This window comes from Chloroflexus sp., assembly GCF_049970315.1.
Classification (GTDB): domain Bacteria; phylum Chloroflexota; class Chloroflexia; order Chloroflexales; family Chloroflexaceae; genus Chloroflexus.
Genome location: NZ_JBMFNE010000018.1, coordinates 67329 through 83772, shown reverse-complemented (window position 1 = coordinate 83772; position 16444 = coordinate 67329). Strand labels below are relative to the sequence as shown.

12 protein-coding genes are annotated in these 16444 nt (G+C 53.5%); 7 read left to right on the top strand and 5 right to left on the bottom strand.

The genetic code is table 11. From position 1 onward, the window contains the following. Positions 1-205: 205 nt before the first annotated feature. Complete coding sequence (locus ACP5OT_RS12880; protein ID WP_428132324.1) at positions 206-808, bottom strand: CDP-alcohol phosphatidyltransferase family protein; 603 nt, start codon at positions 806-808, stop codon at positions 206-208. 182 nt (positions 809-990) lie between these two features. Here ACP5OT_RS12880 and ACP5OT_RS12875 point away from each other — a divergent pair, with 182 nt between their 5' ends. The 5 genes from ACP5OT_RS12875 (at position 991) to ACP5OT_RS12855 (ending at position 8352) form a co-directional block, all read left to right on the top strand. Then, positions 991-2928 carry a histidine kinase N-terminal 7TM domain-containing protein gene (locus ACP5OT_RS12875; protein ID WP_424676839.1) on the top strand — a complete coding sequence of 646 codons (1938 nt, stop codon included), beginning with the start codon at positions 991-993 and terminating at the stop codon, positions 2926-2928. Next, complete coding sequence (locus ACP5OT_RS12870) at positions 2903-3268, top strand: response regulator (protein ID WP_428132322.1); 366 nt, start codon at positions 2903-2905, stop codon at positions 3266-3268. The genes ACP5OT_RS12875 and ACP5OT_RS12870 overlap by 26 nt, the downstream gene beginning before the upstream one ends. A 98-nt stretch (positions 3269-3366) precedes the next feature. Beyond that, positions 3367-6201 (top strand): ATP-binding protein, encoded by a 2835-nt coding sequence (locus ACP5OT_RS12865; protein ID WP_424676837.1) that lies wholly within the window; start codon positions 3367-3369, stop codon positions 6199-6201. After that, on the top strand, positions 6194-7765 hold the full coding sequence (locus tag ACP5OT_RS12860) for a response regulator (RefSeq protein ID WP_428132319.1): 1572 nt from the start codon (positions 6194-6196) through the stop codon (positions 7763-7765). Before ACP5OT_RS12865 ends, ACP5OT_RS12860 begins: the two co-directional genes overlap by 8 nt. Next, positions 7765-8352 (top strand): ATP-dependent Clp protease proteolytic subunit, encoded by a 588-nt coding sequence (locus tag ACP5OT_RS12855; protein ID WP_424676835.1) that lies wholly within the window; start codon positions 7765-7767, stop codon positions 8350-8352. Before ACP5OT_RS12860 ends, ACP5OT_RS12855 begins: the two co-directional genes overlap by 1 nt. Here ACP5OT_RS12855 and ACP5OT_RS12850 read toward each other — a convergent pair. After that, complete coding sequence (locus tag ACP5OT_RS12850; RefSeq protein WP_424676834.1) at positions 8338-9432, bottom strand: alpha/beta hydrolase; 1095 nt, start codon at positions 9430-9432, stop codon at positions 8338-8340. The two genes, ACP5OT_RS12855 and ACP5OT_RS12850, sit on opposite strands and share 15 nt — an antisense overlap. A 9-nt stretch (positions 9433-9441) precedes the next feature. Between ACP5OT_RS12850 and mnmE the strand changes: the two genes are divergently transcribed. Both mnmE and ACP5OT_RS12840 read left to right on the top strand, forming a co-directional pair. Further along, a complete protein-coding gene (gene mnmE, locus ACP5OT_RS12845) occupies positions 9442-10800 on the top strand; it encodes a tRNA uridine-5-carboxymethylaminomethyl(34) synthesis GTPase MnmE (RefSeq protein ID WP_424676833.1) in 1359 nt (452 codons plus the stop codon). A 54-nt stretch (positions 10801-10854) separates the two neighbouring features. Beyond that, positions 10855-12057, top strand: coding sequence for a phosphoglycerate kinase (locus ACP5OT_RS12840; RefSeq protein ID WP_424676832.1), 1203 nt, complete (start codon positions 10855-10857; stop codon positions 12055-12057). 105 nt (positions 12058-12162) lie between these two features. On the opposite strand, the gene ACP5OT_RS12835 is transcribed toward ACP5OT_RS12840, so the two are convergent. From ACP5OT_RS12835 to ACP5OT_RS12825, 3 genes are all read right to left on the bottom strand, one after another. Next, positions 12163-13512, bottom strand: coding sequence for a hypothetical protein (locus ACP5OT_RS12835; protein ID WP_424676831.1), 1350 nt, complete (start codon positions 13510-13512; stop codon positions 12163-12165). Positions 13513-13779: 267 nt separating this feature from the next. Then, positions 13780-14952: a DUF3048 domain-containing protein gene (locus ACP5OT_RS12830; protein WP_424676830.1), complete on the bottom strand. Its 1173-nt coding sequence runs from the start codon at positions 14950-14952 to the stop codon at positions 13780-13782. Positions 14953-15156: 204 nt separating this feature from the next. Continuing rightward, on the bottom strand, positions 15157-16041 hold the full coding sequence (locus ACP5OT_RS12825) for a CAP domain-containing protein (RefSeq protein ID WP_424676829.1): 885 nt from the start codon (positions 16039-16041) through the stop codon (positions 15157-15159). Positions 16042-16444 lie beyond the last annotated feature (403 nt).

The window sequence follows — 16444 nt, the reverse complement described above, 5'->3', positions numbered from 1 at the left end:
CACGCACCCCCCAACCGAAATCCACGCGAGGGCAGTCGCACGACTGCCCTCGTGGTGTGTTTGGGAAGGGTAGGGACAAGCCACCCGCAAGCGTCATGGCCGGTACGGCGGTGGATTCACTGCTTGGTAGGCGCGATACGCTCGGCGAACCAGTGCTGCGGGTAGGGAGGGGTACAGTTATACGTCGGGGTGACTTAACTACTGGTTATCGCCCCGATGGCGTGGGAGCCCAACCGCGGCGCAAGAGTGGCCATGCTTGCCACAAGTATTCGATTCCCGATCCCAGCGTCCAGACGAGTGCTAACCCCATCGATACAACCCAGAGATTAAAGATTGGTATCAATATTCCGCCGGCGAATTGACCAAGGAAGCCGCCGGTTTCGGCGTTGGCCGCTAATAGTCGCCAGATCAGGGCTACGACCGTAATCACCAACTTCTGTTTTCCAAAGCGACGTGCCGAAATCACCACCCCTTCAGCAGCAGCAAAAGAACGGAGGCCGGAGACAACAAATTCGCGGATAATTATCGCGAGTGCGACCCATGCCGGCAACAGACCGACCTCGATCATTGGAATAATGACACCGGCCACAAAGATCTTATCGCTGATCGTATCGATAAAGATACCGAGTGGTGAGACAACTTTGAGATGACGGGCTAAGCGGCCATCTGCCATGTCGCTGAGTGCCATGATGAGCAGCAAAAAAGCCGCTCCTACATAAGCGGTTGGTGTCGCGACAAGAATGAGCCACGCAAGCAATGGCGTGGTAAGAATGCGAAAAAGGCCGAGTAAATTGGGAAGCTGTCGCATGGTACATTCTCTGGTTTTAACCTACTCTGCACCTTCGATTATAACATACAGGCCTTCTGTGTTTAATAGACATAATATTTTGATGACCGGTTTTTGCTACCTATCATGGTATAATTCAGACTAACCATGCTACCGTTAATAGCGACAGCTCGATCGCTTAGATATGTCATAGCTACACCGATATGGTACCTTTTCTTGAACGCATCAATGAAATTCTCTTTGCTGCGGTTTTGATTGTCAGTTTTTCACTGCTGTCATACATTATTTTACAGAACTGGCGTAGTGACATCGTGCGTGCGCTCAGTGTTTTGTTAGCAGGTGTAATCATTGCGTATAGTGGTGATCTCTTGTTAGCTCGTGCCCAGCGTCCGGCCACCATTGAGTTTTTAGGTCGAGCACAATGGCTCGGAATAGTCCTGGTACCGGCGGGGTATATCCACTTTGCTAATGCTTTGTTAGCTTTTGGTAATGCTAACGCCATCGCCCAACGCTGGCGACGTAGCGTTTACTTTGCCTATTTGAGTAGTTTTATCATCTTTTTGCTCGTGGTTCTTGGTACAAATCTGGTTATTCACACCGGGATACCAAGTGGGCCAATTGCACAATTTCAAGCTGGGCCGCTCTTTTGGTTCTACGTTATCTTCTTTATCATTGCGATGGGGACGGCCTTGCTGGCAATTCTGATGGTACGGCGCGTGGCGTTAACGCCTTCACAGCGGCGGCGATTGGGCTATTTAGGGGCAACGTTCGCTGCTCCTGGTATTGGTGTGTTCCCTTTTTTGCTGGTGGCCTCACCAAGTATGCTACCGGTGAGCGTTATCCTCATGCTCCAAGCGTTAGCGAGCCTGATCGTCATTGCAATGATTACAGTGATGACGTATTCGGTAGCATTTCAAGGTGTGCTTATTCCTGAGCGCTTGATCAAACAAGATTTCGTGCGCTGGTGGTTGTACGGGCCGTTTGTTGGCATTGCGACGATTCTGTTTATTCAGGCTGTGCCGGTAATGGCACAAATGTTAGGCTTGCCGGCGGAAACCCTGATCACTTTTGGTGTTATGGTGATGACGGTCTTGATGCCGATCTTTGTCACGCAGGTAAAACCGTACCTCGACGCCTTAATTTATCGCCAAGATCATGCTGAAATCGATTACTTACGTAATTTACCGCGCAGTGTGTTTACGCGGGCCGATTTACGAACATTACTCGAGAATTCGTTGGTTGCGATTTGTACTCCTTTGCAGGTGAAGACCGGTTTTATTATTGCGCCAGGAGAAGATGGATTTAGTATCAAGGCAATCTGGGGATCGCGCCGCGAGGTTCGTCGGTTAGTCAGTGAACATCCAATCGGCGATCTTATTCCACGATTAGAGGCGATGCCACACGATGCGAGTGCGAGTTTGGATAGCGGCTCGTTCTTAGTGGTCGGTTCATTTTGCCTACTACCATTGCGTAGTCCTGATGGAATGTTTCTGGGGGCGATTGGACTTGAAGCAACGACCGATCAATTGCGACGTAATGGTGGCACTTCACTCGAGATGCGACGCATGGTGGCCGGATTAGCTCATCAGATTGAGCTAGCGCTAACAACGGCCCAGATGCAACGTCAGATTTTTGATGCGTTACGCGGTTTAGCCCCTGAGATGCAATCGTTGCAGCGGTTGAGTTCACGGTTGGAACAGACGACTCCGCTGACCCTGACTACACTCGATGAAGATGTCGTATTACATCCAGAGTTTTCACAGTTGGTAAAAGAGGCCTTGACCCAGTTTTGGGGTGGGCCGAAGCTGGCTGAAAGTCCGCTGATCGGTTTGCGCAGTGTGCGGCGCGTGTTGGCCGAGCAAGGCGGAAGTCCGACCCAAGCGTTGCAGACGGTGTTGCGACAAGCGATTGCTAATCTACGGCCTGATGATCAGATTGATCCCACAGCACAGGAATGGCTATTGTATAATTTACTCGAAGGTCGGTTTTTACGTCGTCAGACGGTACGAGACGTGGCGAATCGCTTGGCGATGAGTGAGTCGGATTTTTACCGTAAACAACGAGCGGCGATTGAGGAAGTTGCTCGTCAAATTCTTTTGATGGAAGAGCATGAGTATGAAGATTCTACTGGCCGAAGATGAGGAGGATTTGCAGCTCATCTTCAAAATGGTGCTTGAAGACGAAAGTCATACCGTCACTGTTGTGAATAATGGATACGAGGCGCTGGAGCGGCTTGCCAATGATACATTCGATTTACTGCTTATCGATGTAATGATGCCGCAGATGGATGGTTTGGAGCTGTGTGAACGTATCCAAGATCACCCTGTGTGGCGACAGATACCAATTTTGCTTCTGACAGCCAAGCCAAAAAGTAGTTTGTCTCTAAAAGACTTACCACCAATGGTACGGGGGTTGATTGAGAAGCCATTCAACGTTTTCCAACTTATTGATGAAGTTCGGACAATTTTAGCAGGTACCTAAGGTCGGGTTCGATTAAGATACCTGTTTCAGGTGAATACGTATTGGCGGATGTGCGTGATTCTAAGCAATTTTGGTTGTTAGCGGTATTATGCCGACAAATGTATCGATCCGCTTCTCGTGAAGCGGTATGGCATGTATTGCTTGATGGGATACGGAGTTTGACGGCAGCGCATGTTGCCCTGATTTATCAGTTTGTGCCTGAAACGTGTCAATTCAAGCTGTTTGTTGATCGAATTACGCCAGATTCACCGGTTCCAGAAACCTTTACTATCCCACACTATTTACAGCACGATTTACTGTTACTCCGTCAACCGATTGTTTTCACACCGGGGCAGCAATCGACACCGCTGGCGTCGGCGTTGACGAACACAATTTGGCCTATCCAACCACCAGTTCAAATTGTTATATTACCACTCGTTGATGATGGAAAAGTTCAGGCATTGTGCATTTGTGGTTGGGTAGAACCGGTGGCGGAGCAATATGTTAGTGTTTTGCAATTTCTGGTTGACGATGCTGGATATGCACGATCAATCCTTGCCCATACCGGTGATGTGCAACAGAATGATGGTTCATCACTGAATGTTATTGACGGTTTATCACTACTTTACAATCCTCCCTTAGATCAATTAGTTGAAGTCGCTTTGAGTCAATTGATTGAAACGGTCGGTGCGGCAGCGGGTGCGCTGTATTTATATGACGATGCAACGCATAGCCTGACGTTAAAGCGGGTGACAACCGGATCGCTCCCGACGCCATTAGCGACAATCGTTCATCGTCTATGGGGTGATGAAACCTTGGCGGGTTATACCCATGCATTGGCTACATCGCTCTTTGAGTCTGGGAGTGACATCACGTATCTGGTTGCCGATCCAACGGTTTCGTCCCAGTATGCGCCATTGCATGCCTTTATGCGTTCATATGCGCTTGATGGAATGCTTACGCTCGCGATGGTTGCCGGCGGTTGGCAAGCCGGTGTGGTACAACTGATTCCATGGCCGGGGAGCAGTTTTAATGAGCGACAATGGCAATGGCTACGGATTCTTGTCCGACAAATTGGGATCGCGGTTGAACACGCGCGCCTGTTTGAACAGTTGCAAATTGAGCTGGATCGAGCGCAAGCGGTGGTTGAGACAACCAACGATGGTATCGTTGTGCTTGACCGTCAGCGGCGGGTCGTGATAATCAACCGGCGCGCCTGTTATTTTTTCGGTATTACCGAAGCGGATATCAAGGAAAAATCATACGATGATCTGCTTCTCGTCTTTAGTCGTGTGTTTGCGAATAGTGTGCGACTCGGGTTTTGGTTGGGGCAATTGCTCGGTTCAGAGACCGATCGTGGTTGGGAAGAATTTCAAGTCGTCTATCCTAAGTCACGTCGGCTACATTGCTTTTCGGCACCGGTTATCAATCGCCGTGAGCAGTATCTTGGTCGGATTCTGATCTTCCGTGATGTTACTCGTGAGCGGGAAATTGAGCGTTTGAAAGATGAATTTATCTCGATAGTATCGCACGAATTGCGCACACCGCTGAGCAGTGTTCAAGGATCGTTGCAATTAGTGCTGGGAGATGACGAGCGGGGCAAAACCGGTTTAGGGGATCGTTTGCCGCCGCAAGTGCGGACGATGCTGCAAATTTCATTGAATAACACGCAGCGCTTGATCCGCCTGGTAAACGATATTCTTGATGTGAACAAGATCGAGCAGGGAAAGTTGCAGTTGCAGCGTAAACCGGTATCACCGCTCGCGATCTGTCGGAGTGCGGTTGAAGAATTGACCTCATTTGCCCGTCAGCACGGCGTGACGATTGCTCTCGATGTACCGCCTAATCTGCCGTTCGTCGACGCCGATCAGGATCGAATTGTGCAGGTAGTGGTTAATTTACTGTCTAATGCGATCAAGTTTTCGTCCAAAGGCCAGCGCGTTTTGTTAAGCGTTGTGTACGAGACATCGGTCGTTCGCTTCAGTGTGCGTGATTGGGGTCCCGGCATTCCACATACCGATCAGCAGTTCTTGTTTCAGAAGTTTCGTCAGCTTAATCAGGCAAATAACCGTGAGCGGAGTGGCACCGGTCTTGGTTTGGCAATCTCGAAAGAGTTGGTCGAACTACACGGTGGCAAGATTTGGGTTCAGAGTGAGCCGGGGCAAGGCAGTATCTTCAACTTTACTCTGCCGCTGGCGAAGTTGCAACCACCGTCGTCTGAGAGCCGGCCGCCTTTGATAGTGATTGTCAGCACCGATCATCCCTGGACGGAGAAGCTGTATGCAGCTCTGAACGTTACGACTGAGTGGGAAGTTGCCAAGATAGATATTCGCGATCTGATCAAGAGCTTGCCTGCACGCCAACCGGCTTGTATCGTGGTGATCGATTCTGGTGATTTAGGCGACCTGGTGGCTCAAATTCGCGCGATTGTGCTCTACTCCCTGATCCCCATGATCGTTATTAGTGACCAGCCGGTTACGAATCTGCCGCGTGATGTGATCACCCTTTCGTTTGATCGTTCAGTTGACGACGTTGCAACGATTGTCCGGCGTCAAATTATGAAGCCACAACCGCTGGTGTTGGTGGTTGATGATGATCCGAATGTGCGTCCGGTGTTAGTACGGATTTTACAACGCCATCAGATGCGTGTCTTATCTACCAGTGATGGTGCAGAAGCGCTTGATTTAGTGCAGCATGTCCGGCCAGATGCGATTTTGCTCGATTTGCGGATGCCGGGAATGGATGGGTTAGAGGTGTTACAGCGTTTGCAGGCTAATCCAACAACATCCACTATTCCGGTTGTGGTGTTAACTGCGAATGATCTAGGTCCTGATGCAAGAGAACAAGCGTTTGCACTCGGCGCACGAGGCTTCTTGGAAAAGCCGGCAACTGCGGAGCGGCTGATTGCGATTATTACGTCGGTTATTCAAGCAAATGAGGTTGCCAATGAGTAGGCCATCTTCTGAAGTGGAGAAGTTCATTCACCAGTTTGCATCACCGCTAACGGCGTTGCAGAGTGCGGTTGAGTTGCTTGCTCATCATTATGGTCAGAGTGATGATCAGCGATTGGTGAATTTAATTGCTGCGTTGCAACGCTCGACTGAACGTTTGCGGCAGTTTGGGCAACAGTTGGCTAGGCATGTTGATGTTGAAGACTATGCTATCGTGGTGCGGGTACCGATTGAGGTAGCTCAAGGTTCAGCACGCTCATCGTCGCCCTCACCGGTGATGAAAACGACGAGCATGGATCTCGCCGTGCTGGTGGGTGGGGGCATACTCGATGAATTGACAAATGTGTTATTGGCTGCTGGTTGGGAAGTAGAACGGGTGGAAACCGGGGCGCATGGTCTTGATCTGGCACGGCAACGACGGCCCCGTCTGTTGGTGATTGCCAATGATGTACGAGATATTGAGCCGGTGATGTGTGGGCAAATTGCTCGGACCGATCCGGAGACGCGCGATATTGTGGTGGCCCTTGTGGGTTACGACATACCGCCGGTTAGGGGCATACCGCTGATCGATGTGCGGCAGCCGTTACTGGATCAACTCCAACGGTTGCTTGCTACTCATCATGGTGAACGAGGTCTCCCTCGCATCCTGCTGATTGATGATGAGGCGGACATTCGCATGATCCTTGGTCAGCAGCTTACCGATGCCGGCTTTGTGGTGGTAACCGCATCCGATAGAGCAACTGCACTGCGTGTAATTACCGAGCAGTTTTTCGACCTGATCATTCTCGATCGGCTGTTGCCTGATGGTGATGGCTTGCAGGTATTGCAAAGTTTGCGTGCAACACCGAAAACACGATTGACTCCTGTGATACTGTTGTCGGCAGTTAGCGCACTTGATGAAAAGGTGCGCAGTTTGAAACTCGGTGCTGATGACTATGTAGTAAAACCTTGTAGCGCCGCTGAGTTAATGGCCCGCATTCGCTCGATCTTGCGTCGTAGTGAGCGAGAGAGCAGTTTGAACCCGATTTCACGCTTGCCCGGCAATGTAGTGATCGAACAGGTTATTCGCGAGCGGCTCGCTCGGAAGCAACCATTTGCTGTCGGCTATGTCGATCTTGACAATTTTAAGGGGTATAATGATCACTACGGTTTTTTTAAGGGTGATGCGATTATTTTGCACACTGCCCGGCTGTTGGCCGATGTAGTACATTGGCAAGGGGGAGCTGAGGATTTTTTAGGCCATCTCGGTGGTGATGATTTTGTGCTGGTGACAACTATCGAACGATTGCAGCGGATCGGTCAAGCGGTGATCGAACGCTTTGATGCGACTATACCCTATTTTTATTCGGCAGAGGATCGAGAACGGGGCTATATCTTCGGTCATGACCGGCAAGGACATCCGTGTCGCTATCCGTTACTCAGTCTCTCGATTGCCGTAGTGCCGGTCGCGCCGGCCCAATATCAACAGCCTTACGAGATTGCGATGCGTGCAGCAACCTTAAAACGGCAATCGAAGCAGATAAACGGCAGTTGTCTGTTGATTGATAGTCCAGAAAGAGGAGTGTGATGCCTTCTATTCCGGTACCAACAATTGTTGAGCGTACTAGCCGAGGCGAGCGCAGTTGGGATATCTTCTCACGGTTGTTGAAGGAGCGAGTGATCATTATCGGTGAGTCGATCGATGACGAGTTAGCTTCGTCAGTAGTGGCACAATTATTGGTGTTGCAACAGCAAGACCCTGAACGTGATATTTGGATGTATATTAATAGCCCCGGCGGAGTGATTCGGGCCGGATTGGCGATCTATGATACGATGCAGTTAGTGACTCCCGATGTTTGTACTGTCTGCGTAGGTCGGGCAGCGAGTATGGCAACGGTGTTGCTCTGTGCAGGAGCAAAAGGAAAACGGTTTGCGTTGCCGCATGCGACAATTCATTCGCATCCGGCAGGCGGTGGCGTCGAGGGGTATGCGCCAGATGTACAGATTGCTGTAGACGAGATGTTGCGCCTACAGCGATTGCTGCGCGAGATTATGGCGAAACATTCCGGTCAGACGGTCGAGCGGTTAGAGGCCGATTTCAGTCGAGATTTTTATATGACGGCATCGCAGGCCGTAGAATATGGTCTGATCGATGCCATTCTAGCCCCGCGTTAGGCGATAGTCCGGTGAATTCGCGGCATTGGTGAGCCGGTTCAGCCGCTGTTGTAGCCAATCAGCGGTGAGGTTGATGCAGGCAAGATCGATCGGCAGCGAGATGTGGCTGGCAAAAGGCAAGTAATGGTATTCGGCCCAGCCGGCAGTGAGAGCTGCAACTTCGGCAGCGGCTGCTGGCGGGACGACTGCATCGCGTCCGGCGTAGACTAACAACAGCGGTGTATGATGCCGGCCAAGGATGTGGAGGCTGTCCGGTAGGTTAAGAGCGTCGAATAAATCCCACGTACCAATGGTTGCACGAATGCCACTCGTCTGCCATGCCCGTATCACGTGGTCGATTGCCCCGTCTGTGAAGAGGTGGAGCAGTCGTAGTTGGGTAATCGCGAGGGCTTCGCGGATTTGTACCTGCCGATATTCACGGCTATTTAGGCGTAACCGTGGCGGGACCTCCCATAGCGCTAACGCATCGACCGGTGTGCCGTCGGCAACGGCGCGAGCGAGAACGGCGCCACCGAGGCTCATACCGATTGCGCCAATCCGCTCGTAGCGCTGTTGTAACCATCGTAGCGGATCGGCGACACTCTCAACCATCTGCGGATAGGCTTGTGGCCGTGGACTTTCGCCATGCCCATCGAGGTCGATCAACACCACCGCCATCCCACGCTCGATTAACGCATCTACTAATCGCCAGGCGTAAAAGGTTTTGTCACAGCCGGAGCCGTGCGTTACCAATATTGCAGTGGTGGCGCCGCCGCGTGGCACAATATGGAGTGCCGGTACCGGACCGTGGCGAGCCGGTAGGTCAAGACGGGTAATGACCCGATCTGGGTACCGACCGGGGTACAAACGTCGACGTGGATCGAGATCACGGCGGCGGGCTGTGGCAAGGATGAGCTGGCCTACGAGTGCCGGTATGATGAGTAACAGATGTGATCGCCAACCGGCAGCCGGTTGGCGCCAGATCAAGATGGTTAATGGTAGAGCGAGACGTTCGCTCCATGAGAGACCACGCAAGCCGCTCAAGGTAGCAAGAGTATTTAAGAGCGTGATCAAGCGGAAAAGGGTAGTTAACAGACGCACAGGACCTCAATGAGTGACACGATTGCAGCGATTGCAACTCCGCCGGGTGAGGGCGGCATTGGCATTATACGGTTAAGTGGGCCGGATGCTCAATCGATTGCCGTAAAGATCTTTCGACCGATACGGCCAGGACGGTTGCGGAGTCATCGGGTGCGTTATGGTCACGTGATTGGGCCGGACGGTAACGTGATCGATGAGGCGTTACTGACATTTATGGCTGCTCCGCACAGCTTTACCCGCGAAGACGTGATTGAAATCTCGTGTCATGGGGGGGCGTTGCCGGTGCAGTTGACTCTCGAAGCAGCGTTGGCTGCCGGAGCACGGTTGGCCAATCCCGGCGAATTTACCATGCGCGCTTTTCTCAATGGGCGGATCGATCTGAGTCAAGCCGAAGCGACACTCGATGTTATCCGGGCACAAACGAGTGCGGGGCTGGCGGTGGCGCAGGCCCAACTTGGTGGCTGGTTGGCGCGCGAAGTACGGGCAGCGCGGGCGGCGTTGCTCGAACCGCTGGCCTATATCACCGCCCTGATCGACTTCCCCGAAGAGGGGATTGAACCGCAAGCCGTGACAGCGCCTATTGCCCAGGCCTTGGCGACGGTCGAGCGACTATTAGCGAGTGCCGAGCAAGGAATCGTCTTGCGGAACGGGGCACGAGTGGCGTTGGTCGGACGGCCTAACGTTGGTAAATCAAGCTTACTCAACGCTCTCTTACGAGTTGAGCGGGCAATCGTGACCCCTATTCCCGGTACAACGCGCGATACGTTAGAAGAGACTGCAAATCTGGCCGGTGTGCCGGTGGTGTTAATCGACACGGCGGGGATGCGGACCAGTACCGATCCGGTGGAGCAGATCGGGGTTGAGCGGGCAGCGGCTGCTTTGGCAAGTGCCGATCTGGCCCTCTTGGTTTTCGATGCTCAGCAACCGTTGACCGACGAAGATGAGGCAATGCTCACGACCACGGCTGATAAGCCTACGATCATCGTCTGGAACAAATGTGACGATCCGGCGATTCCACCGCCGACAGCGCCTGAACATCCGCATCGGGTTGCGGTAGCCGCTTGTTCGGCGCGTTATGGGCATGGGATCGACGAGTTGGCGAAGAAGATAGCCACAACCCTTTTAGGTGGAACGTTACCGGCAGTGGGAGCGACCCATCTGGTCAGTAACCCACGGCACCGCGCTGCATTACGACGTGCTGCCGAATATTTGCGCGCTGCCCAAGAAACACTCAATACCAATGCAGCGACCGATCTACTCGCGGCTGATCTCACCGGCGCGGCCAATGCGCTTGGTGAGATCACGGGTGAGACGGTAGGTGAAGATTTGCTCGATGTGATCTTCAGCCGGTTCTGCATTGGTAAGTAGGGGCTGTGTTACAATGGCAGTGTGCCGTTAGATGGCGAAAAAGGAGGAATGCGCATGAACAAGAAGACCATCCGCGACGTGGATTGGGCCGGGAAGCGTGCGCTTGTGCGAGTTGATTTTAACGTGCCACTCGATGATCAGGGGCAAATCACCGATGATACACGTATTCGCGCAGCATTACCGACGATCCGGTATTTGCTCGAGCATGGTGCTAAAGTTGTCTTGATGTCCCATTTAGGGCGTCCCAAAGGTAAGCCTAATCCCAAGTACAGCTTACGTCCGGTGGTTGAACGGCTCTTCGAGTTGCTCCCGGAAGCAACCGAAGTCAAGAAGACCGAAGCAATTACTGGTTCGGCAGCCGAGGCAGCGGTGTCGATGCTGAAGCCGGGTCAAGTGTTGGTGCTCGAAAATACCCGCTTTGATCCGCGTGAAGAGGTAAACGATCCGACGATGGCTGCCGAGTTGGCGAAGCTCGGTGATGTGTTTGTAAACGATGCGTTTGGCGCCGCCCACCGCGCCAATGCGAGTACAGAGGGAGTGGCGCATTATCTGCCGGCTGTCGCCGGTTTCTTGATGGAGAAAGAGCTGACGTACATCGGTGGTGCGCTGAACAATCCGCAACGTCCGTTTGTGACGGTAATCGGTGGCGCGAAGATCAGCGACAAGATCGGCGTCATCGACAATCTGCTAGGCAAAGTAGATGCGTTGCTGATCGGTGGCGGGATGGCCAATACCTTTTTGCTGGCGAAGGGGTTGAATCTCGGCGACTCATTGGTTGAGCCGGAAAGCGTACCGGTTGCGCAGCAACTGATGGCGAAAGCTGAAGAGCGGGATGCGCGGTTGTTGTTGCCGGTCGATGTGGTGATTGCCGATGCGTTTAGCGCCGATGCCCAGCGCCAGGTGGTTGAGGTGACCGCGATTCCGTCCGGTTGGCGTGTCCTTGACATTGGGCCAAAGACAATTGAGCTGTATAGTGCCGAGATCCGAGCGGCGCGCACGGTGATTTGGAATGGACCAATGGGCGTGTTTGAACTAGAACCGTTTGCCGTCGGGACACGCGCGATTGCGCAGGCGATGGCCGAAGCATCGGCAAATGGTGCGATCACGATTGTTGGTGGTGGTGATAGCGTGGCCGCCGTCGAGCAGGCTGGGCTGGCCGAGAAGATGTTGCACGTTAGCACCGGTGGTGGGGCGTCGCTCGAATTGCTCGAGGGGCGAGTGTTGCCCGGTGTCGCGGCGTTGCAGGATGCCGAATAAGGTCACGTTGGTATAAGCTAACCATCACAATATGAACGGGACACAGCAACGCTGTGTCCCGTTACTATGTCTCAATGCAAATGATGCACTACGGGCTGCTGTCACCTAGGGCAGATTGGTCGTATCGGCGGTAGCAGCCTCTTCCCATGGCTCGACATTGCCGGCCCAGTCGCGGGCGCGTACCCGGAACGCAAACTGCTTGCCTTCATCTGGCCCGAACCACGCACTTAGTTCAGTGGTTCCGCGTTTCCAATCTGTCCAACCCCCGTCGGGGAGGAGGCGCACTTGCACATCATAACTGGCAACGCCGGTGAGATCGTCATTGCCACCCCATTGGACCTGAAAGCCGTTGCCGGCACGTGAAATCGAGATGAGTTGGGTGTCCGGCGGTGTCGTATCGGTACGTGGTTCCCACGCAATAGCATCGTAGCGCACCGCTAACCCACGATCATTGGTAAGATCGCTTAAGAAAATCTGGGGCGTTTCATTAGCAGGACCGCCAAAGTAGTAGGTACCGAGCGATGCCCACTGACCGGCAGCCGCCTGTTGATCGAGTGTGACCTCTGTCGTCGCGCCCGCGTGGCTAATCCGATAACGGGCGCTGGTTGTTGCCGAATTGCCACATGCTGGAATGTACGCTTTGACCTCATAAAAGCCGGGACTGAGATTCGGTGCTTGCCATGTGGCTGCAGTCGTCGCTTTTGCCGGATCGGTCGTCGAGTATGTCCATTGGTGTTGCTTGTTGAGACCGCACGGTTCTTCGTACCAATCCGTACCGATCGGATTGAAGGTGGTATCGGTGTTATCGACGGTAAGCGCACCTTCGGGTGCAGTCACTATCGTCTGTGCTAGATCGTCGGTATACTCACCGTTGCCAACTTCAACTGCACCTCCGGGACCAGGGTCTTCGCCAAGCCAGAGGAAGGTGACATAAACATAATCACTTTTGGTCATGCCAAGATCGTCCCAGAAGGTGCCATCGGCAATATCAATTCCGTTGGGGAGGGTAATCCGCCGACCCCACTCATCGCGGCCACCGTTGTAGCCGTGGAAGTAGGCCGCTTCTGCCATGGGCATACCAACTGGCAGATCGCCGTAACGTCGGTTAGGATTCCAATAGTCATCACGGGTATTCCATGGCCCGACATCCCAGACGGGAACGACGACGGAGCGCCCATTGTACGTAAGGCGTACTTTAAATTTGTCGGTCCCTTTTGGGGAAAGGACGCACCAGCATGGTAAGGCCACGAACCGATCACGTGGTTGAATAATATGACCATTTGCTGTACGACGACCGACGAGACCCTCGCGTGTGGCAAAGATGCGGTAGGTAGGAGCAACAGCCGACTGCGTGGGCGGCGAGGCAGCAGGAGCGGCTTGCACATGGGCGATGGCAGTTGAGAGGACCACTAGCACAGCGACAATCAAGCCGCGACGAACGATACGATCTCTCATATAGGGTGATACCTCCTTTTGACGGCATACGGCTTACGAGCCGGGCAGACGCGGGGCTGCCGTCACTAGGTGGGGTGGCTCAGCTCATCAGGAGCTGCCTTCCCCACAGCGGGTTTATTTGCGATTGCGTCTGCCGGGGTGCCGCTTACTATGCAACGGGGCACAGAGTTCGGTGTAAGTTTGGCGACAGAGCCAACATGCGTGCGGCACCCGCCCAATTCCGCCGGAGCAACTGGCTCCGGTGGATACATCTTCGGTGGATACATGTTATTGCCCGCCCTCAACCGTCAGATTGGCGAGGTCGGGAATAGCGGCGATCCAGACCGAGCCTGGCGCGAGCGGCACTTCGTTACCGTCTGCATCCACAAAGTAGAGCTGGGCATAGCCGGCTGCCTTGCGCCATGTAGCCTCAATCATACGGCCATCACGGAAGATACGGGCCGGTCCTTCGCCGATCACATCTTGCTCGATGCGCCCTTTGGGATCGTTGGGGATAGGGCGTTCGGGCACTTCGAGAATAACAACATTCTTGAACTGCAACTGCGCACCGGTGGCAGCATCGATGTGCGGACGATTGCCACGGAAATAGAGATAACTGTTGGTTGCCGGGTCATAGCGCCAACCTACGGCTGCTTCGCGATAGATAAAGAAGTAGCGTAACTCTTGGCTGCCAGGACGGGCCTCGGCTGGAGCTTCGGGTGAATAGACAAAACCGATCTCTGCTAATCCTTCCACTGGCCGATCATTCGCTGTAGCAAACTTGGCGATATTGGCGCTATTGGTATACAGGTTGTGCGGCGCGCTGCGGTCGCGGGTGCGATAGAAATACCCGCTGGCATTGCCGCGTAGTGCGTCCATATTGATCAGTTCGATAGATGTTTCGGCCAACAACAAGCCTTCGGGCGAGCCGCCGGCATGCACGTACACCGCTCGAAACCCTTTGGCCCACTCGACGTAATATGGACGAGCACTGCGTACCGGGCCGATCACCGGTATATCAGGTGAGATACCGGGAATAAAGATGGCCATATAGCGGGTAATGCCGAACTCGGCCAACGCCTCGAACACGATGGCCGCTCCGTCCATCCCGGTTTGCGGGTAAGCATTGGGATGGTTGTCGTACATCACGGCGAAAGGTCGGCTGGTCACCGAACCGCGTGGAACGGCGAGTGGTGCAGTAATCAGTTCTGGCGTTGGGGTTGGTTCAGGTGTGGCGGTGGGTTCAGGAGTTGCAGTTTCTGCCGGTGTAGCTGTCAATTCAGGAGTGGCAAGAAGCGGTAGCGTTGGGACGGCCGATGGTGTTGGTGTCTTCGTTACCAATTGGAACTGGGGGACAGTTGGCTGTGGCGACGGTACCGGTTCATTTGCCACCGCCGAACTGCATGCACCTATCAGCACAAGACTCAGCAACAGGGCTATTGGAATAATTCTATTCTTCATGCTCCTCGTTCCTTATGCGCCGCGGGTCGTGGCGGAGCAATACGGGCGGCCTATTATACCATGGGTTTGGCGGAGTGCAAGTTGAGCGGTTTGGTGCGAGGATAGATGTTTGGGATAGCTGGGCAATATGCTATCAGTTTGCGCCACTCGCCCATACTCAAGCATGCTCAACTGGGTAGGATTGGGGTGTCATTGACCGTCTCGTCAATTCCCGGTGCGGAACTGCCACGTGTAGGTAAACGGTTGCCCATCATACGATCCGCTGATCGATACTTCGATCAGGCTATTGGCAGGCAAATTGACGGTAGGGGTGACGGCGATCCCTTTATGACCAACTGGCAGGTTAGTTGTGCTGGTATGCGGAATCGCATTGCCGCCAACAACGCGCAGATCTGTGCTGTTGATCACCGGCGTACTGCCAAAGTAGCTCCATTGCAATGTTATCGGATATTGCGTCGCCGGCACATCGGTTTGGTCAATGCCGGGGTAGCGCACCGGCCAACCGGGGTAATCAGCATCAGCACTGTAATTAAAGTGAGAGAGAACATCGAGCGCGGCGCCGTTGCAGTGCCAGTTCACGTTATTCACCCTGCATTTTGCGGTGGCAGTGGTGTAAAATCCAAACCCGAGGGTTGGCGTGGTGGGGTAGAGCAGCCAGAGGCGATGGCCAATCGATTGCATCCAGCTATCAATTGCGTCAGCGGGCTGCCAACTGTTGCCCCATCCAATCCACGCATTGCCCTTTTGCGCGCAGATCTGGCCGGTGGGCGAGGCAAAGGGCTTGTTTGGGTCTTGGTTGTGGGTGATTTGGTTATTTTCGGCCATATAGCGTGCATGTTCCCAGCAGTTGCTGTTGAGCTCGCTACTTTCAGTGACCGACGGCACTCCGGCCCGCGCTCGATAGGCGTTCACCCGCTCTAACCAGTTGGAGGAGAGCGGCGGGTATGTCACCGTGCGGATGATCAGGGGGATGAAGATAGTGCTCGGTTGAGCTTGAGGCGTTTCCGATTGAGCAACAACGTTGGCCGGCAGTGACAGCAAGACAAGAAGACAAACGAGGATCGGATACAAGAGCAAAGATCGACGCATGAGTTGTAGCTCCCGAGTTCCATCACTAGATTAGCGCAATCTATAGGGGTAATGTACCAGTTCATCTATGGAGCAGGCAATAGGGTTTTTATACTATTTTGCGAGTAAGTCCCTTGTGCTATTCCTAACCGATAGTGGATTGTGTGCGTTGAAGGGGGGATTGCTTCGGGGCGCAGGCGGCGCGTCGTGCTGCCCCTACGCGCCCCTCGCAATGACAGATGGGAGTGGCGTTTTCCCCAAAACCCTTTGCGCCTATGCGTTTAGCATCGGCAGCGGAGTAGGTTTACCGGAGCACTCATTACTTAGTGCGACTTCCTCCTCTGCGCCTATGCGTTTAGCATCGGCAGCGGAGTAGGTTTACCGGAGCACTCATTACTTAGTGCGACTTCCTCCTCTGCGCCTA

Excerpts from the sequence above, each read along its gene's own strand:
- ACP5OT_RS12840 (WP_424676832.1), top strand. The coding sequence starts at position 10,855 with ATGAACAAGAAGACCATCCGCGACGTGGATTGGGCCGGGAAGCGTGCG.
- ACP5OT_RS12860 (WP_428132319.1), top strand. The coding sequence starts at position 6,194 with ATGAGTAGGCCATCTTCTGAAGTGGAGAAGTTCATTCACCAGTTTGCA.
- ACP5OT_RS12835 (WP_424676831.1), bottom strand. The coding sequence starts at position 13,512 with ATGAGAGATCGTATCGTTCGTCGCGGCTTGATTGTCGCTGTGCTAGTG.
- mnmE (WP_424676833.1), top strand. The coding sequence starts at position 9,442 with ATGAGTGACACGATTGCAGCGATTGCAACTCCGCCGGGTGAGGGCGGC.
- ACP5OT_RS12870 (WP_428132322.1), top strand. The coding sequence starts at position 2,903 with ATGAAGATTCTACTGGCCGAAGATGAGGAGGATTTGCAGCTCATCTTC.
- ACP5OT_RS12825 (WP_424676829.1), bottom strand. The coding sequence starts at position 16,041 with ATGCGTCGATCTTTGCTCTTGTATCCGATCCTCGTTTGTCTTCTTGTC.
- ACP5OT_RS12855 (WP_424676835.1), top strand. The coding sequence starts at position 7,765 with ATGCCTTCTATTCCGGTACCAACAATTGTTGAGCGTACTAGCCGAGGC.
- ACP5OT_RS12865 (WP_424676837.1), top strand. The coding sequence starts at position 3,367 with ATGTATCGATCCGCTTCTCGTGAAGCGGTATGGCATGTATTGCTTGAT.
- ACP5OT_RS12880 (WP_428132324.1), bottom strand. The coding sequence starts at position 808 with ATGCGACAGCTTCCCAATTTACTCGGCCTTTTTCGCATTCTTACCACG.
- ACP5OT_RS12875 (WP_424676839.1), top strand. The coding sequence starts at position 991 with ATGGTACCTTTTCTTGAACGCATCAATGAAATTCTCTTTGCTGCGGTT.
- ACP5OT_RS12830 (WP_424676830.1), bottom strand. The coding sequence starts at position 14,952 with ATGAAGAATAGAATTATTCCAATAGCCCTGTTGCTGAGTCTTGTGCTG.